Consider the following 20,053-nt stretch of genomic DNA (forward strand, 5'->3'; position numbering starts at 1 on the left):
TTTTTGCACGACAGTTTCAAGTCAGGAACTTTCCGAAGAGAACCCACCATCCGATACAGTATTCGTAATGCAAAAATCACCCTGGGGAGCTGTGCTTCGGAGTGCAATAATTCCCGGGCTTGGTCAATTCTACAATGAATCGTATTGGAAAATACCGATCATCTGGGGTGTAGGCGCTTTATTTATTTCTGGTTGGGTTTATAACAATAATCTTTATAAAGATTATAAAGATTTGTTTATTGAAACCGGAAATCAAAATTATTTGCAATATAGAGATTTTTACAGAGACCAACGGGATAACTTTACAATCTATCTTGCATTGCTATATTTGCTTAATCTGGTTGATGCTTATGTTGATGCTCATCTGTACGATTTCACCGTGGAAGAAGATTTTATTACTGGTTCTTCGCGAATCAATTTCAGATTTTATTTCTGAATTTATAAACCTTTAAATGAAAAATTCTATTTCTTGTCCTCACTGCAATACTGAGAATGCCTTTTACAATACTACTTGTATTAATTGCAAATATTATCTGCGGGATAGAATCTACAATATTGATCTGTGGTCGGCTGTCAGCACCTTAATTGATAATCCTGCCAAATCATTCAGAAGTATAATTTTCTCAGAGCACAAAAATTTTATTTTCTTTATTCTCCTCTTTGTTAGCGCAAAGTATCTTATCAATACTCGCTTTCTTTCTATGGTAAGCGTTGGAGAATTACGGACAACAATAGAATTGTTTTTAAGCTATTTGATCATTTTTGGATCGCTTAGCCTTTATTTTCTTTTATTTAGTTCGGCTTATAAAAGTTTGTGTAAGTCAATTCAAATTCATTGCAGATTTAAGGATGTTTTTGCGGTAATAATCTACTCGCAAATCCCATACGCAATAGGACTACTCATATTATTTCCGCTTGAACTAGTAATCTTTGGTGATTACTTATTTTCAATGAACCCAACTCCTTTTACAATAAAAGGAAGCATAGCATATTTATTTCTTCTGGTAGAACTTGGTGTTGTGGTATGGAGTATTTTTCTCACTTTCAAGGGCTTCAAAGCTCATTCACAAAATCGATTATTTAGTACTCTGGTTACAATAAGCTTCGTTGTTTTGTTCTGGGTTTTAATATACTTTTGTTCAGTTACGATATTCACAATTTAATTTATGACATCGCCAGATAATCTCATCAAGAAAGAAGAAGAGTATCTTCTTCATACATACAAACGCTTACCAATTGATATCACTCATGGAGAAGGTGTATATCTGTTTTCAAAAGAGGGTAAGAAGTATATGGATTTTTTCTCAGGTCTCGCAGTTAATTCTCTAGGTTATGGGAACAAAGAAATTTTGAATGCAATTGAAAGCCAGATAAAAAAGTACATTCATCTTTCCAATTACTACCTTAATTCCCCTCAAATTGAACTTGCTGAAAAGCTTGTTAAATATTCAGGATTATCCAAAGTGTTCTTCACAAACAGTGGAACTGAAGCAGTTGAGGCATCAATTAAACTGGTTCGAAAAGCATCTGGACCAGATAAAAAGATTATTTCCTTTTCAAATGCATTCCATGGAAGAACTTATGGTTCATTAAGCATCAGTGGAAAAGAAAAATATAAAAAGCAATTTGAACCTCTGATGCCAAACGTAATTCAACTAAATTTTAATGATTTGGAAGAATTAAGAAATTCAATTGATAATAATACAGCTGCTGTTTACCTGGAATTCGTTCAAGGTGAAGGTGGAATACAGGTTGCATCACAACAATTTGTGCAATTGTTGTCTGAATTAAGAGAAAAATACGGATTCATTATCGTTGCTGATGAAGTACAGAGTGGTATCGGAAGAACAGGGAAGCCGTTTGCTTTTAATCATTATAAAATTATCCCGGATGTAATAGTACTTGCAAAGGCAATGGGCGGTGGATTACCACTTGGTGCATTAATTACTAATGAAAGATTTGCAGAGATATTTCAGACAGGCGACCATGGGAGTACATTTGGTGGAAATCCTGTTGCATGTGCTGCCGGTTTAGCGGTTATTAAAACTGTTTTTGACAATAGATTAGTTGAGAATGTAGAAAAATTGGGGAGCTACTTTAAATCAAAATTATACTCACTTGCCAACAAATATCCGTCAATCATAACTGAAGTTCGTGGCATTGGATTCATGCTTGGTGTAGAATTGAATACACCATGCGTTCAAATAGTAAATGAATTTTTAGAGAATGGTGTACTGGTAAATTGCACAAATGAAAACGTCGTACGAATTTTACCACCATTAATTTCGACGAAGGAAAACATTGATCATTTTTTAAACATTTTCAGAATTATTTTGGATAAGCATTTAGAGTGAGTACAACAATAAGAACAGACGTTTTGGTAATTGGTAGCGGTATTGCTGGACTGTTCACGGCTTTAAAAGTCTCACAATTTGCTGAAGTTGTGGTTGTCACCAAAAAAGAAAAAACCGAATCCAATACCAACTATGCTCAAGGTGGAATTGCTTCTGTCATCTCCCAAGAAGATTCATTTGAAAAACATATTAAAGATACATTGATTGCAGGAGCAGGTTTATGTAACGAGAATACAGTTAAATTGATGGTAAAGGAAGGTCCCGGAAGAATTAATGATTTAATAGAAATCGGTACCCAGTTTTCATTAACGGATGGAAATCTTGACCTTGCATTGGAAGGTGGCCATTCAATGCCACGGATAATACATGCGAAAGATTTAACTGGAAAAGAAATTGAAACAGCATTAGTTAGAAAGATTAACTCATTAAATAATATAAATGTTATTGAGAATACTTTAGCTATAGAATTGATTACAGAACATAATATTCCAAGTATGAAATCAATCTTCTTGAAAAACCGGAAGTGTTATGGTGCTTATGTCCTTGATATTGATACGGGAAAAGTTGTAAAAATTCTAGCGAAGGCAATCATTCTTGCAACAGGTGGTGTTGGACAAGTTTATCAGCATACAACAAATCCAGGAATAGCAACAGGAGATGGAATTGCAATGGGTTATCGTGCCGGAGCAAGAATTGCAAATATGGAATTCATTCAATTTCATCCGACTGCTCTTTACAGTCCAACAAAACAAGGATTTGGAGAACAATCATTTCTTATCAGTGAAGCAGTAAGAGGGTTCGGTGGTAAGTTAATAACGAGAGATGGTAAAGAATTTATGAGCAAGTATGATTCGAGAAAAGAACTTGCACCAAGGGACATAGTTGCCCGAGCAATTGATTCTGAACTTAAAATTAGAGGTGATGAATTTGTTTTGCTGGATATTTCATTTAAAAATTCGGATGAGGTTAAAAGTCATTTCCCAAATATTTATGAAAATTGTCTAAAGCATGGTCTTGATATAACGAAAGAACCGATTCCTGTTGTACCTGCAGCTCATTATTCTTGCGGAGGAATAATGGTGGATGAATTTTCGAGAACTTCTTTAAATGCACTTTATGCAGTTGGCGAAGTCTCAATGACTGGAGTTCATGGTGCAAACCGACTTGCAAGTAATTCATTACTTGAAGCCGTTGTATTTGCACAACGGGCTGCAGATGACTTAAAAGAATTTATTAAAGAATACGACTCACAAATTGAAGACATACCGGATTGGGATGAGTCGGGAACTTTATCAGCGGATGAAAAGGTATTAATTACCCATAGCTTAAAAGAAGTAAAACAGACAATGTGGGATTACGTAGGAATTGTCAGAAGTAACCAGCGACTTACAAGAGCTTCTAAAAGAATTCAAAATATATTTGGGGAGATTGAAGAATTTTATAAAAGTACCAAAGTCTTTCCCGAACTACTCGAATTGAGGAATCTTATTTCGTGCGCTCACGTTATTATAAAATCAGCTATGCAGAGAAAAGAGAGCAGGGGATTACATTTTACATTGGATTACCCGGAACTTCTCTCCCAAGCTAAAGACACGATCATACAAAATTTGAATCCATAGTACCTTTAAACAAACGCTTAACGATTGCACCATATCTTATTCCCTTGTACTAACTATTACAGAATTAACTTCACAAAACTTCATAAATTGCTCGAGTATAATTGCCCCAGCTAAAATAATATCTTCGCGTCCTTTCATAATTGCACCATAATTTTCGAGAATATCTATGGAACTAAGTTTATCGATGTCTGATATCAATTGACTCAAAGCATCTCCTTTTAGGGTAAAGTTATCAACCACATTTTCATCAAACTCTTTTAGCCCAAGTTTCATACAGGCTAATGTGGTTGCAGTTCCTGCAATTGCGATGACTCGTCTCGCGATTAAATTCTTATCAAAAAATCGAAACTGATTCCTAATTTCCTGCTTCATATTTTCTATATCAGAGTTGTTTGGAGGAAAAGTTTTTAAGTATTGCTCGGTTACAGTTACGGATCCAATCTGCAGGCTAACCTTTGTTAATATTTTTGACCCTTCACCAGTTATAATTTCTGTACTACTTCCTCCGATATCAATAACACTGACATATGTTTTTTCCTTCAAAGCAGAGAGTGCACCCAGGTAAGCATATTCAGCTTCTTGCTCTCCAGAAATGACTTTTATCTCAAGGTTAAATTCATTCCTTATTGATTCAATTATTTCAGTTGAATTTGTGGCCATTCTGAATGCGTTAGTTCCGGAAACCAATATTGTATCACAATTATACTCCGAAATAATAGTTTTGAATTCCCTCAAAACAGCAAATAACTTTGAAATGCTATCTGTATTTATTTGACCGTTTTGTTTGATTCCTCGACCGATTCGGGGTATTTGGTATTCATTCAAAATGGGAATAATGTTTTTAGATTCATAATCAACTTTAGCAATCAGAAGTAGAACTGTATTTGTCCCAATGTCGATAGAAGCAACAATCATATTTTTTTTTTAATTTTAAATTAACGATTGGATAAATAAATGAAAAAAGAAAATTTATTAACAAAGATATTTGCATATATTGCTCTCTCATCAGGAAGTATCTGGATTGGAGCATACATCTCAAGATTGCTGACAACATATCAAATGTTTGAGGCAACAGAATTGAATTTAAAAAATTATATTTCAGATACTAACATCTCATCAATATTTCAAACGACTTATCCATTAGTTAATTTAACTATATTCAGTTATTTAATAATGATAGTTTCATTTACAATATTTATAATACTTGCGAAGACAAAATTAAGAGAGAATGGCTGGCTGTTTATTATTACGATGATCGTCTACATAACGTTGCCATTTGAAATTATACTTTTGCTAACAGATTATAAACTCTTTGTTTTGTTCATGAATGAACAGTTTACATCAGAATTAATATTACAGTTAACTATAGAAAGGATAACAAAACTTAGTAGTTTTCCGATTATTTTATTACTAAGTTATTTGTCCATACCATTCTTTCTTATTTTTAAGCCATTCACAAAGAAAACATCGAATGAAAATTAAAGAAAAAGAGTTTGAAGAATTATTGCAGGAGTTGAAATCCGTTGCCGATCAGCTTGGAGCAAGCGTTAGATTTGAGAAAGGTGACTTTAAAGGTGGATATTGCATTGTCCACGATAAAAAAGTCATCGTGATCAATAAGATGACCAATCTTCAGAGAAAAGTGATGATACTTTCTTCCGCATTAAAAGAATTAGGTGTGGAAGGGATTTATTTATCACCAAGAATAAGAGAAGTAATAGAAGAAATGTCAGGTACAGTATGAAAATTTTAATTATTAACGGTCCAAACTTAAACAAGCTGGATAAACGACCTGCAGACATATATGGAAAAATTTCATTAAAAGATATCGAGAAAATCATAGTAACCAGATATCCAAATCATCAGATCGAGTTTTTTCAAAGCAATCACGAAGGTGAGCTAATTGAAAAAATTCAATCAGCAGATGAGACATTTGATGGTCTAATCATTAATCCAGGAGGATTTTCACACACATCTGTTGCAATAAAAGATGCTCTTGAACTTTGCGCAATTCCCAAAGTCGAGGTGCACATATCAAATCTGGCTGCCAGGGAAGACTTTAGAAATGTTATGTTAACTGCTTCAAGTTGCAATGGTTACATTAGTGGTTTTAGAGAAAAAGGTTATCTTGCAGCCGTCTATCTTATCGAAAACATTAATTCAGATTAAAAATAGAATAATATTAGTTGGGGCATAGCCTTCATAAATCGAATCGAAGTACTTGATGCCAATTCTATTTACAAGAAGTTACCTCGAATAATTAAAGTGATTAGTTATAAGTATGCTATAAATTTTGATATATTAGTAAGGATTGTTTAAGTTTATAACAAATATTTTATAAAAACTATGCGTGACCTTTCAATTAAAAAGTTATACTACTCGATCAGTGAAGTAAGTAAAATTACAGATATAGAGCAGTATGTACTCAGATACTGGGAAACCGAATTTGAACAACTAACTCCTCAGAAAAACAGAGCAGGTAACCGGATATATACTAATAAGGACATTCGGTTAATACTTTACATTAAAGAACTGCTGAGAGAGAAAAAATATACCATTGAAGGTGCAAAGAAAATTTTAGAAAATTATGAGCAGGATAAAAAACCGATCGTTGAGATTAAAGAGAAAAAAATAATTGAGGATACTCAACCACAGGTTGTAATGGAAAAAGAAAATTTTTCAGTTAAAGAAGATCTTAAAGAGATCAAAGAATTCTTAAAATATTTATTAACTAGAATATAATACTCGGAACGTAGCGCAGCCCGGTAGCGTACCTGAATGGGGTTCAGGTGGTCGGGGGTTCAAATCCCCCCGTTCCGACGCTATGAAGCTCAACTTTTATTTGAGCTTTTGTGAAAATGATCGCTTGACAACACAGAATTAATAAATTCGTTAACCTTCAGTACACAATCTAATCTAATATATTTCATCATCTTTCCAGAGTACGAGATTCTTACTCAAACTCCGTACTGAATATTCCTTAGGTATACCTAAATTTGACCTTTAATTTTCCATCAACCAATATATTTTTAGTTATGCAATTTAGTCTTCAAAGAGAAAAGCCAACATGTAACTGTGGAGTATTCGGAATTTATGGCTCACCGAATGCATCACTCGAAACATACTATGGATTACACGCTTTACAGCATAGGGGACAGGAAGCTTGTGGCATCGTTACAAAAAGTATCAGTCAAAAAGGTAATCCGGTTTTTTCCATTCATAAAGGTGAAGGACTGGTGACAGAAGTTTTTATTGATCACGAAATATTTCAAAATAAACTTAAAGGCGAATCTGCTATTGGACACAATCGTTACTCAACTACAGGTTCATCCCAATCTTTAAAAAATATACAGCCTTTTATAGTAAACTACAGACTTGGTAATCTCGCCGTTGCACATAATGGAAATCTTACCAACGCACGCGAAATCCGTGAAGAGTTGGTAAATGAAGGTTCAATTTTTCAAACCACCAGCGATACAGAAGTTATTCTTCACTTAATCGCACGAAGCAAATTAAATGATCAAGTTGAGCAAATAAAAGAAGCTCTTCAGAAAATTGAAGGGGCATTCAGTCTTGTGCTTATGACAGATGATAAGCTTGTTGCAGCGAGAGATCCAAATGGATTCAGGCCTCTTGTAATTGGCAAGTTGAATAATTCTTTTATAGTTACATCTGAAACTTGTGCATTTGATTTAATTAGCGCAGAATTTATTCGGGAAGTACACCCTGGAGAAATTGTTGTAATTGATGACGAAGCAATTAAAACAGGTGAAATTAAATCCATCAATATTTTTGATTCAGTCTCATCTAAAAAACATTGCATATTCGAATATATTTATTTCTCAAGACCCGATAGTTTTATCTTTGGACACAATGTAGATAAAATGAGAAGACGACTCGGAAAAGTTCTTGCAAGAAACCATCCAGTGTTTAATGAAGATGATAGCAAAGTAATTGTAATTAGCGTACCGGATAGTTCAAATACAACAGCATTAGGTTATCAAACTGAATTAGAGAAGCTTGGAGTGAATTGCAAACTAGAAATTGGCTTGATCAGAAGTCACTATATAGGTAGAACATTCATTCAACCGGGACAAGCGAACAGGGAAATTGGTGTTAAAATAAAATTTAACACTGTAAAAGGTGTACTTGAAGGTCGAACCGTTGTGCTGGTCGATGATTCAATCGTAAGGGGTACTACATCAAAACAGCTTGTAAAATTAATCCGCGATGCAAATCCAAAATCAATTCACCTTCGGATTTCTTCTTCTCCGATAACTCATCCCTGTTTTTACGGAATGGATTTTCCAAGTAAAGAAGAACTGATTGCACATAATTATCAATCCAACATTAAAGAGATCGGAAAATATTTAGGAGTGGATACGCTGGAATATTTGACGATTGACGAGATGCTTGAAGCAGTTTCCGAAGCTGGGCGGGATAATTTCTGTCATGCTTGTTTTTCAGGAAAATATCCAACCGATGTTGATCATAAATTCAAAAAGGAAATATATGAGATTTAGTCTGTTCTTTCTGATAATTCTTGTATTAACCATTTCTCAATTTACATCTGCACAGAGCACTTATTTCATCAAGTATAAATCAAATGTCTCACCTTCTGAAATCGAACAAAAAGTTCAGATGGATAAGTTTTTACCTGATGGTGCTCAATTGGGTACACAATCTGAATTAAGAGCAGTAGATTTTCTCGCAAAAGGAATTGCAAAGTCCGATGAAGTTTTGGGAAGAATAGTTAAAGTTACATTCAATGATGACGTTGATGAAAGTTTGATGATGCAGTTACAAAGTCTCGATGAAAATATTGAATATGTTCAAAAAGCAATTACATATCAGATGAATTTTGTACCGGATGATAGTCTTGTTTCACAGCAGTGGGCATTGAGTAAAATCCAAGCGTTTGATGCGTGGGATAAAACACAAGGTGCAGATTCCGTACTTTTAGGAATTATCGATACAGGAATTGATTACCTTCATCCTGATCTTAAAAATAAAATCTGGCAAAACCCGGGTGAGACCGGAAATGGTAAAGAAACAAATGGAATAGATGATGATAATAATGGATTTGTCGATGATTATCGCGGTTGGGATTTTACTGATCGCGTTGGATTTCCATTTGACTCAACCGGAGGAGACTATCTTGGTTGGGATAATGATCCAAAAGATGAACAAGGTCACGGCACATATATCTCTGGTATTGCAGGAGCGCAGACAAATAATTTTACAGGTGTCGCCGGAGTTGCACCCAATATTAAACTTGTGAACCTGAGAGCGTTCGATCCCGGTGGTTACGGTGAAGAAGATGACGTCGCAGCAGCTATTCTTTATGCAGTACAAATGGGAGTGAAAGTCCTGAATATGAGTTTTGGTGATTATTCATTTTCTTATGTTTTAAGAGATGTAGTTCAATATGCATATTCAAAAAATTTAGTACTTGTTGGAAGTTCAGGTAATCAAAATTCACCGGATCCTCATTACCCGTCCGGATATTCCGAAGTGATTTCTGTTGGTAACTCAACACAGGATGATTTCCGTGCAGGTAATTCAAATTATGGTTCTACTCTTGATATGATGGCTCCGGGCTCCCAAATAATCACAACCGCAAGAAATAATAATTACGCTTCAATCAGTGGAACTTCTGCTGCAACACCGCACGTAGCAGCAGCAGCAGCATTGATTTTATCACTTGGTGATTTTACCAACGAGGAGGTAAAACAAATTCTAAAAACCACATCCGATGATATTGGTGAACCCGGATGGGATATTTACACCGGTGCAGGTAGATTGAATTTATATCGAGCATTAACTGTTATCGCTCCATCTGTGATAAAGATCAATCATCCAAGACAAGATTTTGCAACACTCGATGATGAACTTGTAATTAATGCTACTGTTCTTTCTCCATTATTTTCTTCTTATGAGCTAGATTATGGTTTAGGTCTGAATCCTTCAAACTGGACATCGTTAATTGAGCAGGGAAGTAATCAGTTTTCAAATGAGAATATATTCACAATAAATTTAACTTCGCTTCCTGATACTGTGTATTGTATTCGGTTAGTTGTCAGTCTGAATAATGGAAGAACGCTGGAAGAGCGTGCTAACTTTTTTATAAGCAGAAATCCACCATTAGCTGAATTAATTTCTACAGGTCCGGCATTCTATGGAGATAAAACCACAATTCTTGCAGCTATTTACACAGATGAACCTACAATCACGAGGATGTATTATCGCAAACCTGGCGAAATTGATTTTAACTTTATTACACTTGACGGATTTACAACGAATAATCAGTTTGTTAAGTATTTACATTATGGCTTCATTCCAAACAGCTGGTTGAACAGAATTCTGCTTATGAAATTTATTTTGAAGCCGAAAATCTTGTTGGTCTTAAGACTATAATTAAAGATAACGGTCAGAATTTTCTATTCAGTACAAAGTATGATGCGGAATACTCCGCTGAAATATCGTTACCGTTTTCGCTTCCTGCAGGAACAATTTATCAGGATCCGGTAAACGTAACTCAAAACGAATTCACAAATGTTTATGTACGGACTTTAGCAAATTCTCGAGTCACAAATCTTTTCAAATTCAATAATGATAATTTTGAAATAATCGATTCGCTTCAAGATAGAATCGTAAGGGATTTCGGTGATTTTAATTTAAACGGCTCAAAAGATTTACTAACTTCTTGGGTTCGTAATGGCTATATACTTGAGCAGCAAAATGTTAATTCATCATCATTTACTCAAAAGTATGCTGATGAGAGTGGAAAATTCTGGCCAATAATGGCTGAAGATATTGATGGTGATGGCATTACAGAGATTGCAGTAGTTAATTCAGATAGTTCTGTAAATATCTGGAAAGTCAACAATGATCTTTCACTTTCAAACCCTATTGCTTTATATAATTTTACCGAGCCTTGGTTCGGAATTAATATTCTTGATGCACCAAATAGTGTGCTTGCCGATATTAATTACGATGGAATAAAAGAAATGTGGCTGGTTGATATGGATGGAGATATTTTCAGTCACAATATTCTTGGTCCAAATAATTATCAGCAGGGAAGTGTTATAAGTACTGGATTTCTTGGATCAGCAGCTTACATTGCAGTCGGTGATTATAATGGAGATAACAGAGACGATATTGCTGTTTTACTCCATTCAATTGATGCAATAGATATTGCACCATACTACAGATTACTAGTATTGAATCTTCAGAATAATGAACTGAATATTCTGCACGATCAGGTTTTTATTGATGCTTCAACTGAGTTTGCTTCCTCCTTCCAGCGTGCTGAAAACAGCATACGTTTTGCTGACCTTGATAATGACGATAGAGATGAGTTAATAGTTTTTATGTTTCCTTACTCATATGTTTTCAGTCATCAATTTGTTGGATCTAATAAAATTATTTCATATAAAGAAAATATCAATTCCAATTCAGTTTTCGTTGGAGATTTAAATAATAACGATGTTCCTGAAGTTGCTTTCCCGACTGACCAGGGAATTAATTTCTATGAATTTATAATATCGAATAAGGCAAGTACACCATACGATATTACGGGTTATAGCATAGATTCATCCACGGTCTATTTATCATGGCAAGGGAATGTTGATGAGTATTTCATTTATCGAGGGCTTTCAGATGACAATCTTGAGTTGATTGGTACTCCCGACCCTGGAACAACTCAATATGCAGATTATAATCTTGAACAAAACACAAACTACTATTATGCAATACAGGCATTTGATCTTTCAAAGCCTGATCCTTATTCAAATCTATCCCGAGTAATTGAAGTTTACAGCCACGAACCCGGGAAAGTCATTTCTGCAGTTGGATCAAGCAGTAAAGCTGTAACTGTACACTTCTCAGAAAAGATGAGCAACACAATTGAAAATCTACAGGCCTTCAAACTAAACGGAAATGTTTTTCCAAATTCAATTTCACCGGCCAGTCAGTACTCATACCTGCTTACATTCAGAGACAAAATCCCTGTTGGAATAAATGAACTTGAAGTTTCAGGACTGCGAGATCTGTATGGTTCACCGATTGAGCCTTCGAGTATCTCATTTAATATGGATTCAGTAATAGTCAATCCGGAATTTTTTATCAGCTCTTTTAAGATTGTGGATGCTTACAACATCAGAGTAATATTTAATCTTGAAGTTGATGAGCAAACTGCTTCAGATGTTAACAATTATATTTTCGAACCAGATAATAAAGCTTCTTCTGCATCAGTTGATGCAACAAACAAAAAAATCGTTAACATCAATTTGAACGGACAAAAACCTGTTGGATCAATCGGCAGGGAATATGTGTTGAGAGTGAAAGACATATTTTCATCTGCAACTACAGGAAGCTTGAAGATAAATGAAGGCGCAGGAAGTTATATTGTTCTTTCTTCGTTTGCAAATGATCTTTCAGATGTTTACGTGTATCCTAATCCTGTTCAGCCAGAGATTGGAGAAGGATTGACTTTTGCAAACCTCCCACGATATGCACAGATAACCATCTGGTCAGTAGATGGAACTTTGATCGGAGAGATTGGAGAAACAGATGGTAATGGAGGTGTTACGTTTAATTTAAGAGATTTGAGCGGCAATACACTTTCATCAGGAATTTATATTTACAGAGTTGTTATGCTTGATGCGTCGAAAAATGAGCAGGAAGAAAAACTAGGCAAGTTTGCTGTGATTAAATGATATGAGCAGCGATAAAATTTTTAATGTTTCCAACTCGTTAAGTTTTCTCAGACTTCTTTTAGTAATCCCTGCCTGGATTGCATTCATTAATTTTGACCAAACGTCACGTTACATCGTAGCTGGTATTGGAATCTTTGCTGCAATAACTGATATTCTTGACGGATTTCTCGCACGCAAGCTCAACCAAATAACCGAGTTTGGTAAAATAATCGATCCGCTTGCTGATAAAGTTCTGGTTGTTTTTGTTGTATTAAATTTATTTCTGATTGGGGATATTCCGGAGTATTATTTCTATTTGATCGTGGCAAGAGATTTTCTGATTTTGATTGGTGGATTGATAGTGTCAAAAAAACTCGGAAAGGTGCTGCCTTCAGATTATATCGGTAAGGCTACAGTGCTTGCTATTTCATTTACTCTTCTTATGATTTTATTGAATGTTGATAAACAAAGTTTGCCTTATTTAATATTGTACTACTCGAGTATTGTTCTAATTTTCTTATCATTTATAAACTATGTAATCAAGGCTGTAAAGGCTTTAAATCAAAATACTTAATGAAATTATTTAATAATATTAATCTGAATCGGCTCAAAGAAGGTTTAAATAAAACCCGTGAGAAACTGGTAAACAAGATTACCGAGACTTTTTCCGGAAAAGCTATAATTGATGATAATACTTTAGATGAACTTGAAAATATTTTGATATCCTCTGATATGGGCGCAGATCTATCAGAAAAAATAATTAATAATCTTAGAAAAAATCTGAAATCCGAGAGTGACAGGACTCTGCCAAACATCATAAATTTATTAAAGGTTGAGCTGCTTCAGATAATTCAAAACTCTCAGGAATATTCACTAAAAAATACTGAAGATACTCCTCACGTAATCCTGATTGTAGGTGTGAATGGAGTAGGGAAGACCACAACGATTGGCAAACTAGCTAATAACTTTAAGCAAGCCGGTAATAAAGTTATAGTCGGTGCAGCAGATACATTCAGAGCTGCTGCAAATGAGCAGCTGGATATCTGGACTCAACGTGCCGGAGTTGAAATAGTAAAACTTGGTATTGGTACTGATCCTTCATCAGTTGCATTTGAAACTGTCAGGAAATCAATAGATGGAAGGTACGACATAGTTTTAATTGATACTGCAGGAAGACTTCAAAGTAAAATAAATTTAATGAATGAACTTGGTAAAATTAACAGAGCTATTGACAAAGTGCTCCCCGGTGCTCCTCACGAAACCTATCTTGTTCTGGATGCAACGCTCGGTCAAAATGCGATTACACAAGCTTCAGAATTTGCTCGGGTCATTAATTTGACAGGACTCATCCTAACAAAATTAGATGGTACTGCCCGAGGAGGAACAATCTTTCAGATATGCGATGCACAAAAAATACCGGTTAAATATATTGGTGTCGGTGAAAAACTGGATGATCTTCAAACTTTCGACCCGAAACTATTTGTGGATGCATTATTTAAGAATAGCGTGGCTGAATAATCGTGCTATTCAAGAAACCTTCACATAGAATCTTCGATTACACTCCACGTTTTTATAAAGCTGAAGAAGACAAAGATGAAAAAAGAAAAAGACGACTTGGGTTTCGTCGTCAGTTAAATTTGAAAAGGAAAAAGAGAAGCCCTGTAATTTGGTTGCTGTTTATTATCGTGGCTATTTATGTTTATTTAAAATTAACTGGATTTGTATAAATAGGGTAAATATAAGTTTACATAATATACATTATCGGACAAATATATTATTCTTTCTTGAATTCTTTAATGTTTTCATCTTTTCCAAATAGAACTAACTTATCACCCCATCTTAATTTATAATCAGGTTCAGCACTGATGATCTTTTCTTTTTCACCCGAGTCATCGAACAAATCAGTTGAATGTTTAATCATCAAAACTTCCAATCCAAAATTTGCACGGATCTGCAATTCTCTCAAACTTTTTCCTATCATCTCATTAGAAACATTAATTTCAGTGATTGAAAAACCTGTCATTACAGAGGAAGTCCCAACTTCTCCAATCATCTTGATATCCTCGGATAAACCTTCAGCAAGATTAGCCTTAAGTGTCTCTCGATTATATATATCAAGGACTTCAGCGCGACTAATTGCCCCAATTATCTGTGCATCACTATCACTGGAAACTACTGGGATAATATCAGCATTAATTTTACCGAATAGCCTCAAAACGTGATCCAGGTTATCGTTCGGAGTTGTTGTTACAATCTGTGGATTAGCGATATCAGTTGCAACTATGAAGTCTTTTACATTTTCATATTCTGTCATTATCGGTCTTAGCTCAACTTCACTTATAACACCAGTGAGTCTATTGTTTTCATCTACTACATATAAAGAGCTACCTGGACTTTTAATCAACCTTTCGATCAATTCAGGTAGTCTGGTTGTTTCAAGTACTGAATGTATTGGCTTTAGGTCAATATCCTGGATAAGGATTGATTTCAGGATATTCCGCTCCCGTCCTTCACTAATTTGATATCCTTGTTCTTCAAGATGACGAAGATGAAGAGAACTTTTTTGAACTATCCTGCTGATTGTTGTGCTGACAATTACAGCAAGCATTAAAGGCAGAATAAAGCTATAATCCTGCGTCATTTCAAATATCATAAGTATAGCGGTTATCGGAATTGTGTTAATTCCTCCTAGCATTGTACCCATTCCGACAAGTATATATGTCGTTGTATCGAGATTCATTCCCAGAAAATAATTAGCCGCACTTGAAAATAGAAAACCAAGACATGCACCCATAAAAAGTGATGGCGCAAACATTCCTCCAAATCCACCCGAGTTGATAATTAATGGGACAAGTATAAATTTCAGAGCAAATAGAACCAAGACTACTTTCCAGATAACTTTTCCAGCAAGGATATTATTAATACCTGTGTATCCAATTCCGAAAATATCTTTGTAATAAAATCCCGAAACGCCAACTGCCAATCCAATAACGATCATGAGCAGCCATTGTGGAATACCCCTTGAAAAAATCTTCTTCTTGAAAAAGTAGCTGGTTGAGTTTGTATATTTGAGATAAAGTACCGATAACAAACCGCCTATTATTCCAAGCATCAAATACATATACAAATAGTGGTAACTTCCGGCATTTGTCGAAGTAAAGAATATTACAGACTCATTACCGAGCAATTCTCGTGAAATAGTGCTGGCAGTCACCGATGCAAGTATAATTGCAGAAAGTGTAGGCGCGCTGAAATCATTCAATAAAATAAGTTCAATTGCAAAGAAAACTCCGCCAAGCGGCGTATTGAATATTGCTGCAATTGCAGCACCTGAACCAGCAGCAGTGAACACTCTTCTTCTTAAATCAGAGAGACCTAGTATTTGACAAATCTTACTCGAGACTCCACCGCCTAATTGTGCAGCAGGACCTTCAGGTCCGACTGTTCCTCCGGATCCAATACATATAACAGGCGCTAAGAAATGAAAGATTGTGGTCTTTAATGGAATATAACCTCCACGCAGAGCAACGGATTTGATGACTTCTGAAACACCTTTTTTTTGTGCAATGTCCGGCGCCATCTTAATCATCAAAGCTTGAATAAGCATTCCAATAGCTGGTAAAACGATTACTGCTGCAGCTCCAAGAAAAAATAATCCCTCTGTTGTCTGCTCAAAAAAAAGTCTATTGAAGAAATCGATAGATTTATGAAAAAGTACTGCAGCTAAGCCTGCAAATATTCCAATAAGAATTGCATAAATTGAGAAACTAAGGTAATCGGGCAAAGATAATTTTCGTAATTTATTCTGAATGAATTCACGAGTTTCCTTTGCCCATAGAAAGAATTTCAATGAGGAATTTTTATTATCAGATTTCAATATTTCATTAAATAATTACTTATCGTATTTAAAGAAACCTTCACCTGTTTTTCTGCCGAATTTCTTTGCGGCGACCATTTTCTTTAATAGTGGACAAGGTCTGTACTTTGAATCATTGTAACCGTTATAAAGCACTTCCATAATTGCAAGGCATACATCCAGTCCAATGAAATCAGCTAATGTAAGTGGTCCCATTGGATGATTCATTCCAAGCTTCATAACCGTATCAATATCTTCTGCAGATGCAACACCTTCCATCAGTGCAAAGATTGCCTCGTTAATCATCGGCATCAGAACCCTGTTTGAAATAAATCCAGGATAATCAAAAACTTCTACCGGAACTTTACCTAGTTTTTCCGAAAGCATTTTAATCGTATTGTAGGTCTCATCACTGGTGGAATAACCACGGATAATCTCTACAAGCTTCATCATTGGAACAGGATTCATAAAATGCATTCCTATGAATTTGTCAGGTCTTGTTGATGCTGATAATTCAGTAATTGATATAGAAGATGTGTTGCTTGCAAAGATACAATCAGAATTAACTATATTATTTAACTTATTAAAAATAGATAACTTAACAGCTTTATCCTCGAATACTGCTTCTATAACAAGATCAATATCATTAGCAACATTATCCAAGCCAACTACCTTCGTAATATTTGATAAAGTCCTCTGCTTATCTTCTTCTTTGATGACATCCTTTTTTACTTGTCGATCTAAATTCTTTGTAATTGTATCGATCGATTTGTCAGCTAACTCTTCACTCATTTCAACAAGAGAAACTTTATAATTATTAAGGGCAAATACGTGTGCTATTCCATTACCCATTGTTCCACCACCAACTACAGCGACCTTTTTAATATTCATTTTCTCCCTTTCTAATGATAATTTTTTACAATTAATGATGAAGCTTCACCACCACCAATACACAGCGAAGCTAAGCCGTATTTTGAATTTCTTTTCTTCATCTCGTGTATTAAAGTTACAAGTACTCGTGCTCCGCTAGCCCCTATAGGGTGACCTAAAGCAACTGCACCTCCATTTACATTTACTTTGGTATCATCGAGTCCGAGCAATTTATTATTTGCTAAAGACACAACAGCAAAAGCTTCATTAATTTCAAAAAGATCGATATCAGATATTTTTAAGTTTGCTTTTAAGTACTTTATTTATTGAATCTGCCGGAGCTGTTGTGAACTGCATCGGGGCTTTTGCTGCCGAAGCCTGGTCAACTATTTCAACGAGCGGAGTTAGTCCAAGCTGTTTTGCTTTTTCTTCACTCATGACTAATAATGCTGCGCCACCATCATTGATACTGGAAGCATTTGCAGCAGTAACAACACCGTTTTTATCAAATACCGGTTTAAGTGCTGGTATTTTATCAAAGTTTACTTTACCCGGTTCCTCGTCCGTATTAACAGTGATCTCCTCCCTACCAGCTTTCACTTTAACTTCAATAATTTCATTCTTAAATCTTCCATTCTTTTGAGCTTCAATCGCTTTTTTATAAGAGCTGATTGCAAACGCATCTAACTCCTCCCGAGTAAAATTGAATTCTTTAGCACACGCTTCGGCACAGTTACCCATATGAATATTGTTGTAAACATCCCAGAGCCCATCTTTAACCATCGAGTCAATTATTTCACCGTTGCCAAGACGATAACCATTTCTTGCCTTATCAAGGATATATGGTGCATTACTCATACTTTCCTGTCCACCAGCAATAATGATTTCAGCATTTCCTGTTTGAATTGCCTGAGCTGCAAGCATGACTGCTTTTAATCCACTACCACAAACTTTGTTGATTGTCATACACTCAGTTTTTTCTGGTAATCCAGCGAAGATGGCGGCTTGTCTTGCCGGCGCTTGACCAATTCCAGCTGTCAAAACATTTCCCATAATAACTTCATCAATAATTTCCGGTGAAATTTTTGAATCTTCGAGAACCCCTTTGATTGCCATACTCCCAAGCTTACTTGCTGATAATGAAGATAGCGAACCATTGAATGAACCAATTGGAGTTCTCTTGGCAGAAGTAATTACAACTTTTTTCATACTGTTCTCCAATTTTATGATAAATTTATTCTGAAATTTAAGGAAATATTCCCAAAGATTCAGATAAATCAAAAAGGTGGATAATTAATTCATCACAAGTGAGGACAACTCAAATATAAGATTGGCAGCTAGTAAGGAAGGATTAATATTATTTCTTGGAAGAATTGAAAGTTTGTCGAGCCGTGCTGTTAAATTAACAAGATCCGCATCAGGAAATTTGTTATTAAATTTTTCCAGAGTTTCGATATGATCTTTAAAATAGATTTTATTATTACTCAATCTGTGTTTTTGAACATCATTAATCCAGGTGAGAATCATTGAGACAATGATCGGATAAATATCTGAATTATTTTCCGATAATACAGAATTAAGTTCAGTAAAAGCTGAATCAAATTTTCTACCAAACGAATACCGGAGTATCGAAATTGTTTTTTCCTTAAGACTATGAATATCCAAATTTATCAGATTCAGAGCAGTGTGAACTGAACCCATTGAAAAAGGTGCAGCTTCGACTGAAACCTTCTCATCAATGTTAAAATACTTTTGAAGTATAAAAACAATTTCATTTTCAGCTAAAGGATCAAAATTAATTTTCCAGCATCGGGAAACTATTGTTGATCTTAATCTGCTTAAATAAGGTGTTGAAAGAAAAAAGATTACTCTCTCAGGTGGTTCCTCAAGACTTTTAAGCAATGCATTCTGTGCTTCATCGTTCATTAAATGAGCATCAAGAATTATAATAAAACGATAACTAATTTCATCATACTGCATCGAGAGAAATCTTTTGATATCCCTGATACTATTAATCTTAATTGAATTTGCTTTTGGAATAGAAATTTTATGGAATGGATTAGCAGCTTTAGTGTCGATTTGTTCCCTGACGATTTCTAATTCATCCTGTGTTAGTTTTTCTGTGGGAGAACTTGAATCTGTTTCATTTTTTCCACGCGGCAGTGGAAAAATCAATTTTACATATGGTTCCCGGAGTAATTCAATAAATCTAACAGCATTTTCCGAGTCTTTAAATTTTTTATACGCAACCAGGGATTTTGCGAATTGAATTGCAGCATTTACTTTTCCACTGCCATCGATACCGGTAAAGAGAAATGCATTCGGAATTGAATTTGCTTGAAGAAAATTATATAAAGTTGTTTTAACTCTGTTTTGCCCGGGAATAATATCGAGATGAGAATCCAATTTTATGGTGCCTGAATGCACCAATTAGAATTCGTCCTCATTATAAAAGAAATCTTCATCAGAAGGATAATCTGGCCAGATATCTTCGATAGATTCATATGGTTCATCACTATCTTCGAGTTCTTTTAAATTTTCGATTACCTCATATGGTGCACCTATCCTGTCAGCATATTCAATTAATTCTTCTTTAGTTGCAGGCCATGGAGCATCATCAAGATATGCAGCTAATTCAACTGTCCAGATCATATA

18 protein-coding genes, 1 tRNA gene and 1 pseudogene are annotated in these 20,053 nt (G+C 35.0%); 14 read left to right on the plus strand and 6 right to left on the minus strand.

Features of this window, described 5'->3' with window-relative positions; genetic code table 11:
• Positions 1 to 67: 67 nt before the first annotated feature.
• From IPM14_17335 to nadB, 4 genes are read left to right on the plus strand one after another with little or no spacing between them, the layout of a single operon-like run.
• Complete coding sequence (locus tag IPM14_17335; protein ID MBK9099828.1) at positions 68 to 436, plus strand: hypothetical protein; 369 nt, start codon at positions 68 to 70, stop codon at positions 434 to 436.
• A 16-nt stretch (positions 437 to 452) separates the two neighbouring features.
• Positions 453 to 1,163: a YIP1 family protein gene (locus IPM14_17340; GenBank protein ID MBK9099829.1), complete on the plus strand. Its 711-nt coding sequence runs from the start codon at positions 453 to 455 to the stop codon at positions 1,161 to 1,163.
• 3 nt (positions 1,164 to 1,166) lie between these two features.
• Positions 1,167 to 2,354 carry an aspartate aminotransferase family protein gene (locus IPM14_17345; GenBank protein ID MBK9099830.1) on the plus strand — a complete coding sequence of 396 codons (1,188 nt, stop codon included), beginning with the start codon at positions 1,167 to 1,169 and terminating at the stop codon, positions 2,352 to 2,354.
• On the plus strand, positions 2,351 to 3,973 hold the full coding sequence (gene nadB, locus IPM14_17350) for an L-aspartate oxidase (GenBank protein MBK9099831.1): 1,623 nt from the start codon (positions 2,351 to 2,353) through the stop codon (positions 3,971 to 3,973). The genes IPM14_17345 and nadB overlap by 4 nt, the downstream gene beginning before the upstream one ends.
• A 36-nt stretch (positions 3,974 to 4,009) precedes the next feature.
• Here the strand turns inward: nadB and IPM14_17355 are convergent, their stop codons facing one another.
• On the minus strand, positions 4,010 to 4,888 hold the full coding sequence (locus IPM14_17355) for a hypothetical protein (GenBank protein ID MBK9099832.1): 879 nt from the start codon (positions 4,886 to 4,888) through the stop codon (positions 4,010 to 4,012).
• Positions 4,889 to 4,927: 39 nt separating this feature from the next.
• On the opposite strand from IPM14_17355, the gene IPM14_17360 reads away from it, so the two are divergent.
• The 10 genes from IPM14_17360 to ftsY all read left to right on the plus strand — a co-directional run bounded on the left by IPM14_17360 (position 4,928) and on the right by ftsY (position 14,190).
• Positions 4,928 to 5,455 (plus strand): hypothetical protein, encoded by a 528-nt coding sequence (locus IPM14_17360; GenBank protein ID MBK9099833.1) that lies wholly within the window; start codon positions 4,928 to 4,930, stop codon positions 5,453 to 5,455.
• Positions 5,445 to 5,717 (plus strand): hypothetical protein, encoded by a 273-nt coding sequence (locus IPM14_17365; GenBank protein ID MBK9099834.1) that lies wholly within the window; start codon positions 5,445 to 5,447, stop codon positions 5,715 to 5,717. The genes IPM14_17360 and IPM14_17365 overlap by 11 nt, the downstream gene beginning before the upstream one ends.
• A complete protein-coding gene (locus tag IPM14_17370; GenBank protein MBK9099835.1) occupies positions 5,714 to 6,142 on the plus strand; it encodes a 3-dehydroquinate dehydratase in 429 nt (142 codons plus the stop codon). The genes IPM14_17365 and IPM14_17370 overlap by 4 nt, the downstream gene beginning before the upstream one ends.
• A 177-nt stretch (positions 6,143 to 6,319) precedes the next feature.
• Positions 6,320 to 6,715, plus strand: a complete 396-nt coding sequence (locus IPM14_17375) for a MerR family transcriptional regulator (protein MBK9099836.1) — start codon at positions 6,320 to 6,322, stop codon at positions 6,713 to 6,715.
• Positions 6,716 to 6,719: 4 nt separating this feature from the next.
• Positions 6,720 to 6,793: transfer RNA gene (locus tag IPM14_17380), tRNA-Pro, on the plus strand.
• 215 nt (positions 6,794 to 7,008) lie between these two features.
• Entirely contained in the window at positions 7,009 to 8,496 is a 1,488-nt protein-coding gene (locus tag IPM14_17385; GenBank protein MBK9099837.1) for an amidophosphoribosyltransferase, read from the plus strand.
• Positions 8,486 to 10,390 (plus strand): S8 family serine peptidase, encoded by a 1,905-nt coding sequence (locus tag IPM14_17390; GenBank protein ID MBK9099838.1) that lies wholly within the window; start codon positions 8,486 to 8,488, stop codon positions 10,388 to 10,390. The genes IPM14_17385 and IPM14_17390 overlap by 11 nt, the downstream gene beginning before the upstream one ends.
• 386 nt (positions 10,391 to 10,776) lie before the next feature.
• Positions 10,777 to 12,693 carry a T9SS type A sorting domain-containing protein gene (locus tag IPM14_17395; GenBank protein MBK9099839.1) on the plus strand — a complete coding sequence of 639 codons (1,917 nt, stop codon included), beginning with the start codon at positions 10,777 to 10,779 and terminating at the stop codon, positions 12,691 to 12,693.
• Position 12,694: 1 nt separating this feature from the next.
• Positions 12,695 to 13,246: a CDP-alcohol phosphatidyltransferase family protein gene (locus tag IPM14_17400; protein MBK9099840.1), complete on the plus strand. Its 552-nt coding sequence runs from the start codon at positions 12,695 to 12,697 to the stop codon at positions 13,244 to 13,246.
• Complete coding sequence (gene ftsY / locus IPM14_17405; GenBank protein MBK9099841.1) at positions 13,246 to 14,190, plus strand: signal recognition particle-docking protein FtsY; 945 nt, start codon at positions 13,246 to 13,248, stop codon at positions 14,188 to 14,190. The genes IPM14_17400 and ftsY overlap by 1 nt, the downstream gene beginning before the upstream one ends.
• A 256-nt stretch (positions 14,191 to 14,446) precedes the next feature.
• Here the strand turns inward: ftsY and IPM14_17410 are convergent, their stop codons facing one another.
• The 5 genes and pseudogenes from IPM14_17410 to IPM14_17430 all read right to left on the minus strand — a co-directional run bounded on the left by IPM14_17410 (position 14,447) and on the right by IPM14_17430 (position 20,050).
• Positions 14,447 to 16,522 carry a chloride channel protein gene (locus IPM14_17410; GenBank protein ID MBK9099842.1) on the minus strand — a complete coding sequence of 692 codons (2,076 nt, stop codon included), beginning with the start codon at positions 16,520 to 16,522 and terminating at the stop codon, positions 14,447 to 14,449.
• A 42-nt stretch (positions 16,523 to 16,564) separates the two neighbouring features.
• The gene (locus tag IPM14_17415) at positions 16,565 to 17,419 is read right to left on the minus strand and encodes a 3-hydroxybutyryl-CoA dehydrogenase (protein ID MBK9099843.1); all 855 of its coding nucleotides are present in this window, start codon (positions 17,417 to 17,419) and stop codon (positions 16,565 to 16,567) included.
• 11 nt (positions 17,420 to 17,430) lie between these two features.
• A pseudogene (locus IPM14_17420) lies at positions 17,431 to 18,607 on the minus strand (thiolase family protein).
• Between the two features lie 84 nt (positions 18,608 to 18,691).
• The gene (locus tag IPM14_17425; protein MBK9099844.1) at positions 18,692 to 19,804 is read right to left on the minus strand and encodes a hypothetical protein; all 1,113 of its coding nucleotides are present in this window, start codon (positions 19,802 to 19,804) and stop codon (positions 18,692 to 18,694) included.
• Between the two features lie 24 nt (positions 19,805 to 19,828).
• Entirely contained in the window at positions 19,829 to 20,050 is a 222-nt protein-coding gene (locus IPM14_17430) for a DUF2795 domain-containing protein (protein ID MBK9099845.1), read from the minus strand.
• Positions 20,051 to 20,053 lie beyond the last annotated feature (3 nt).

The sequence above is a fragment of the bacterium genome, from assembly GCA_016716565.1.
In the GTDB taxonomy this organism is placed as follows: Bacteria; Bacteroidota; Ignavibacteria; order Ignavibacteriales; family Ignavibacteriaceae; genus IGN2.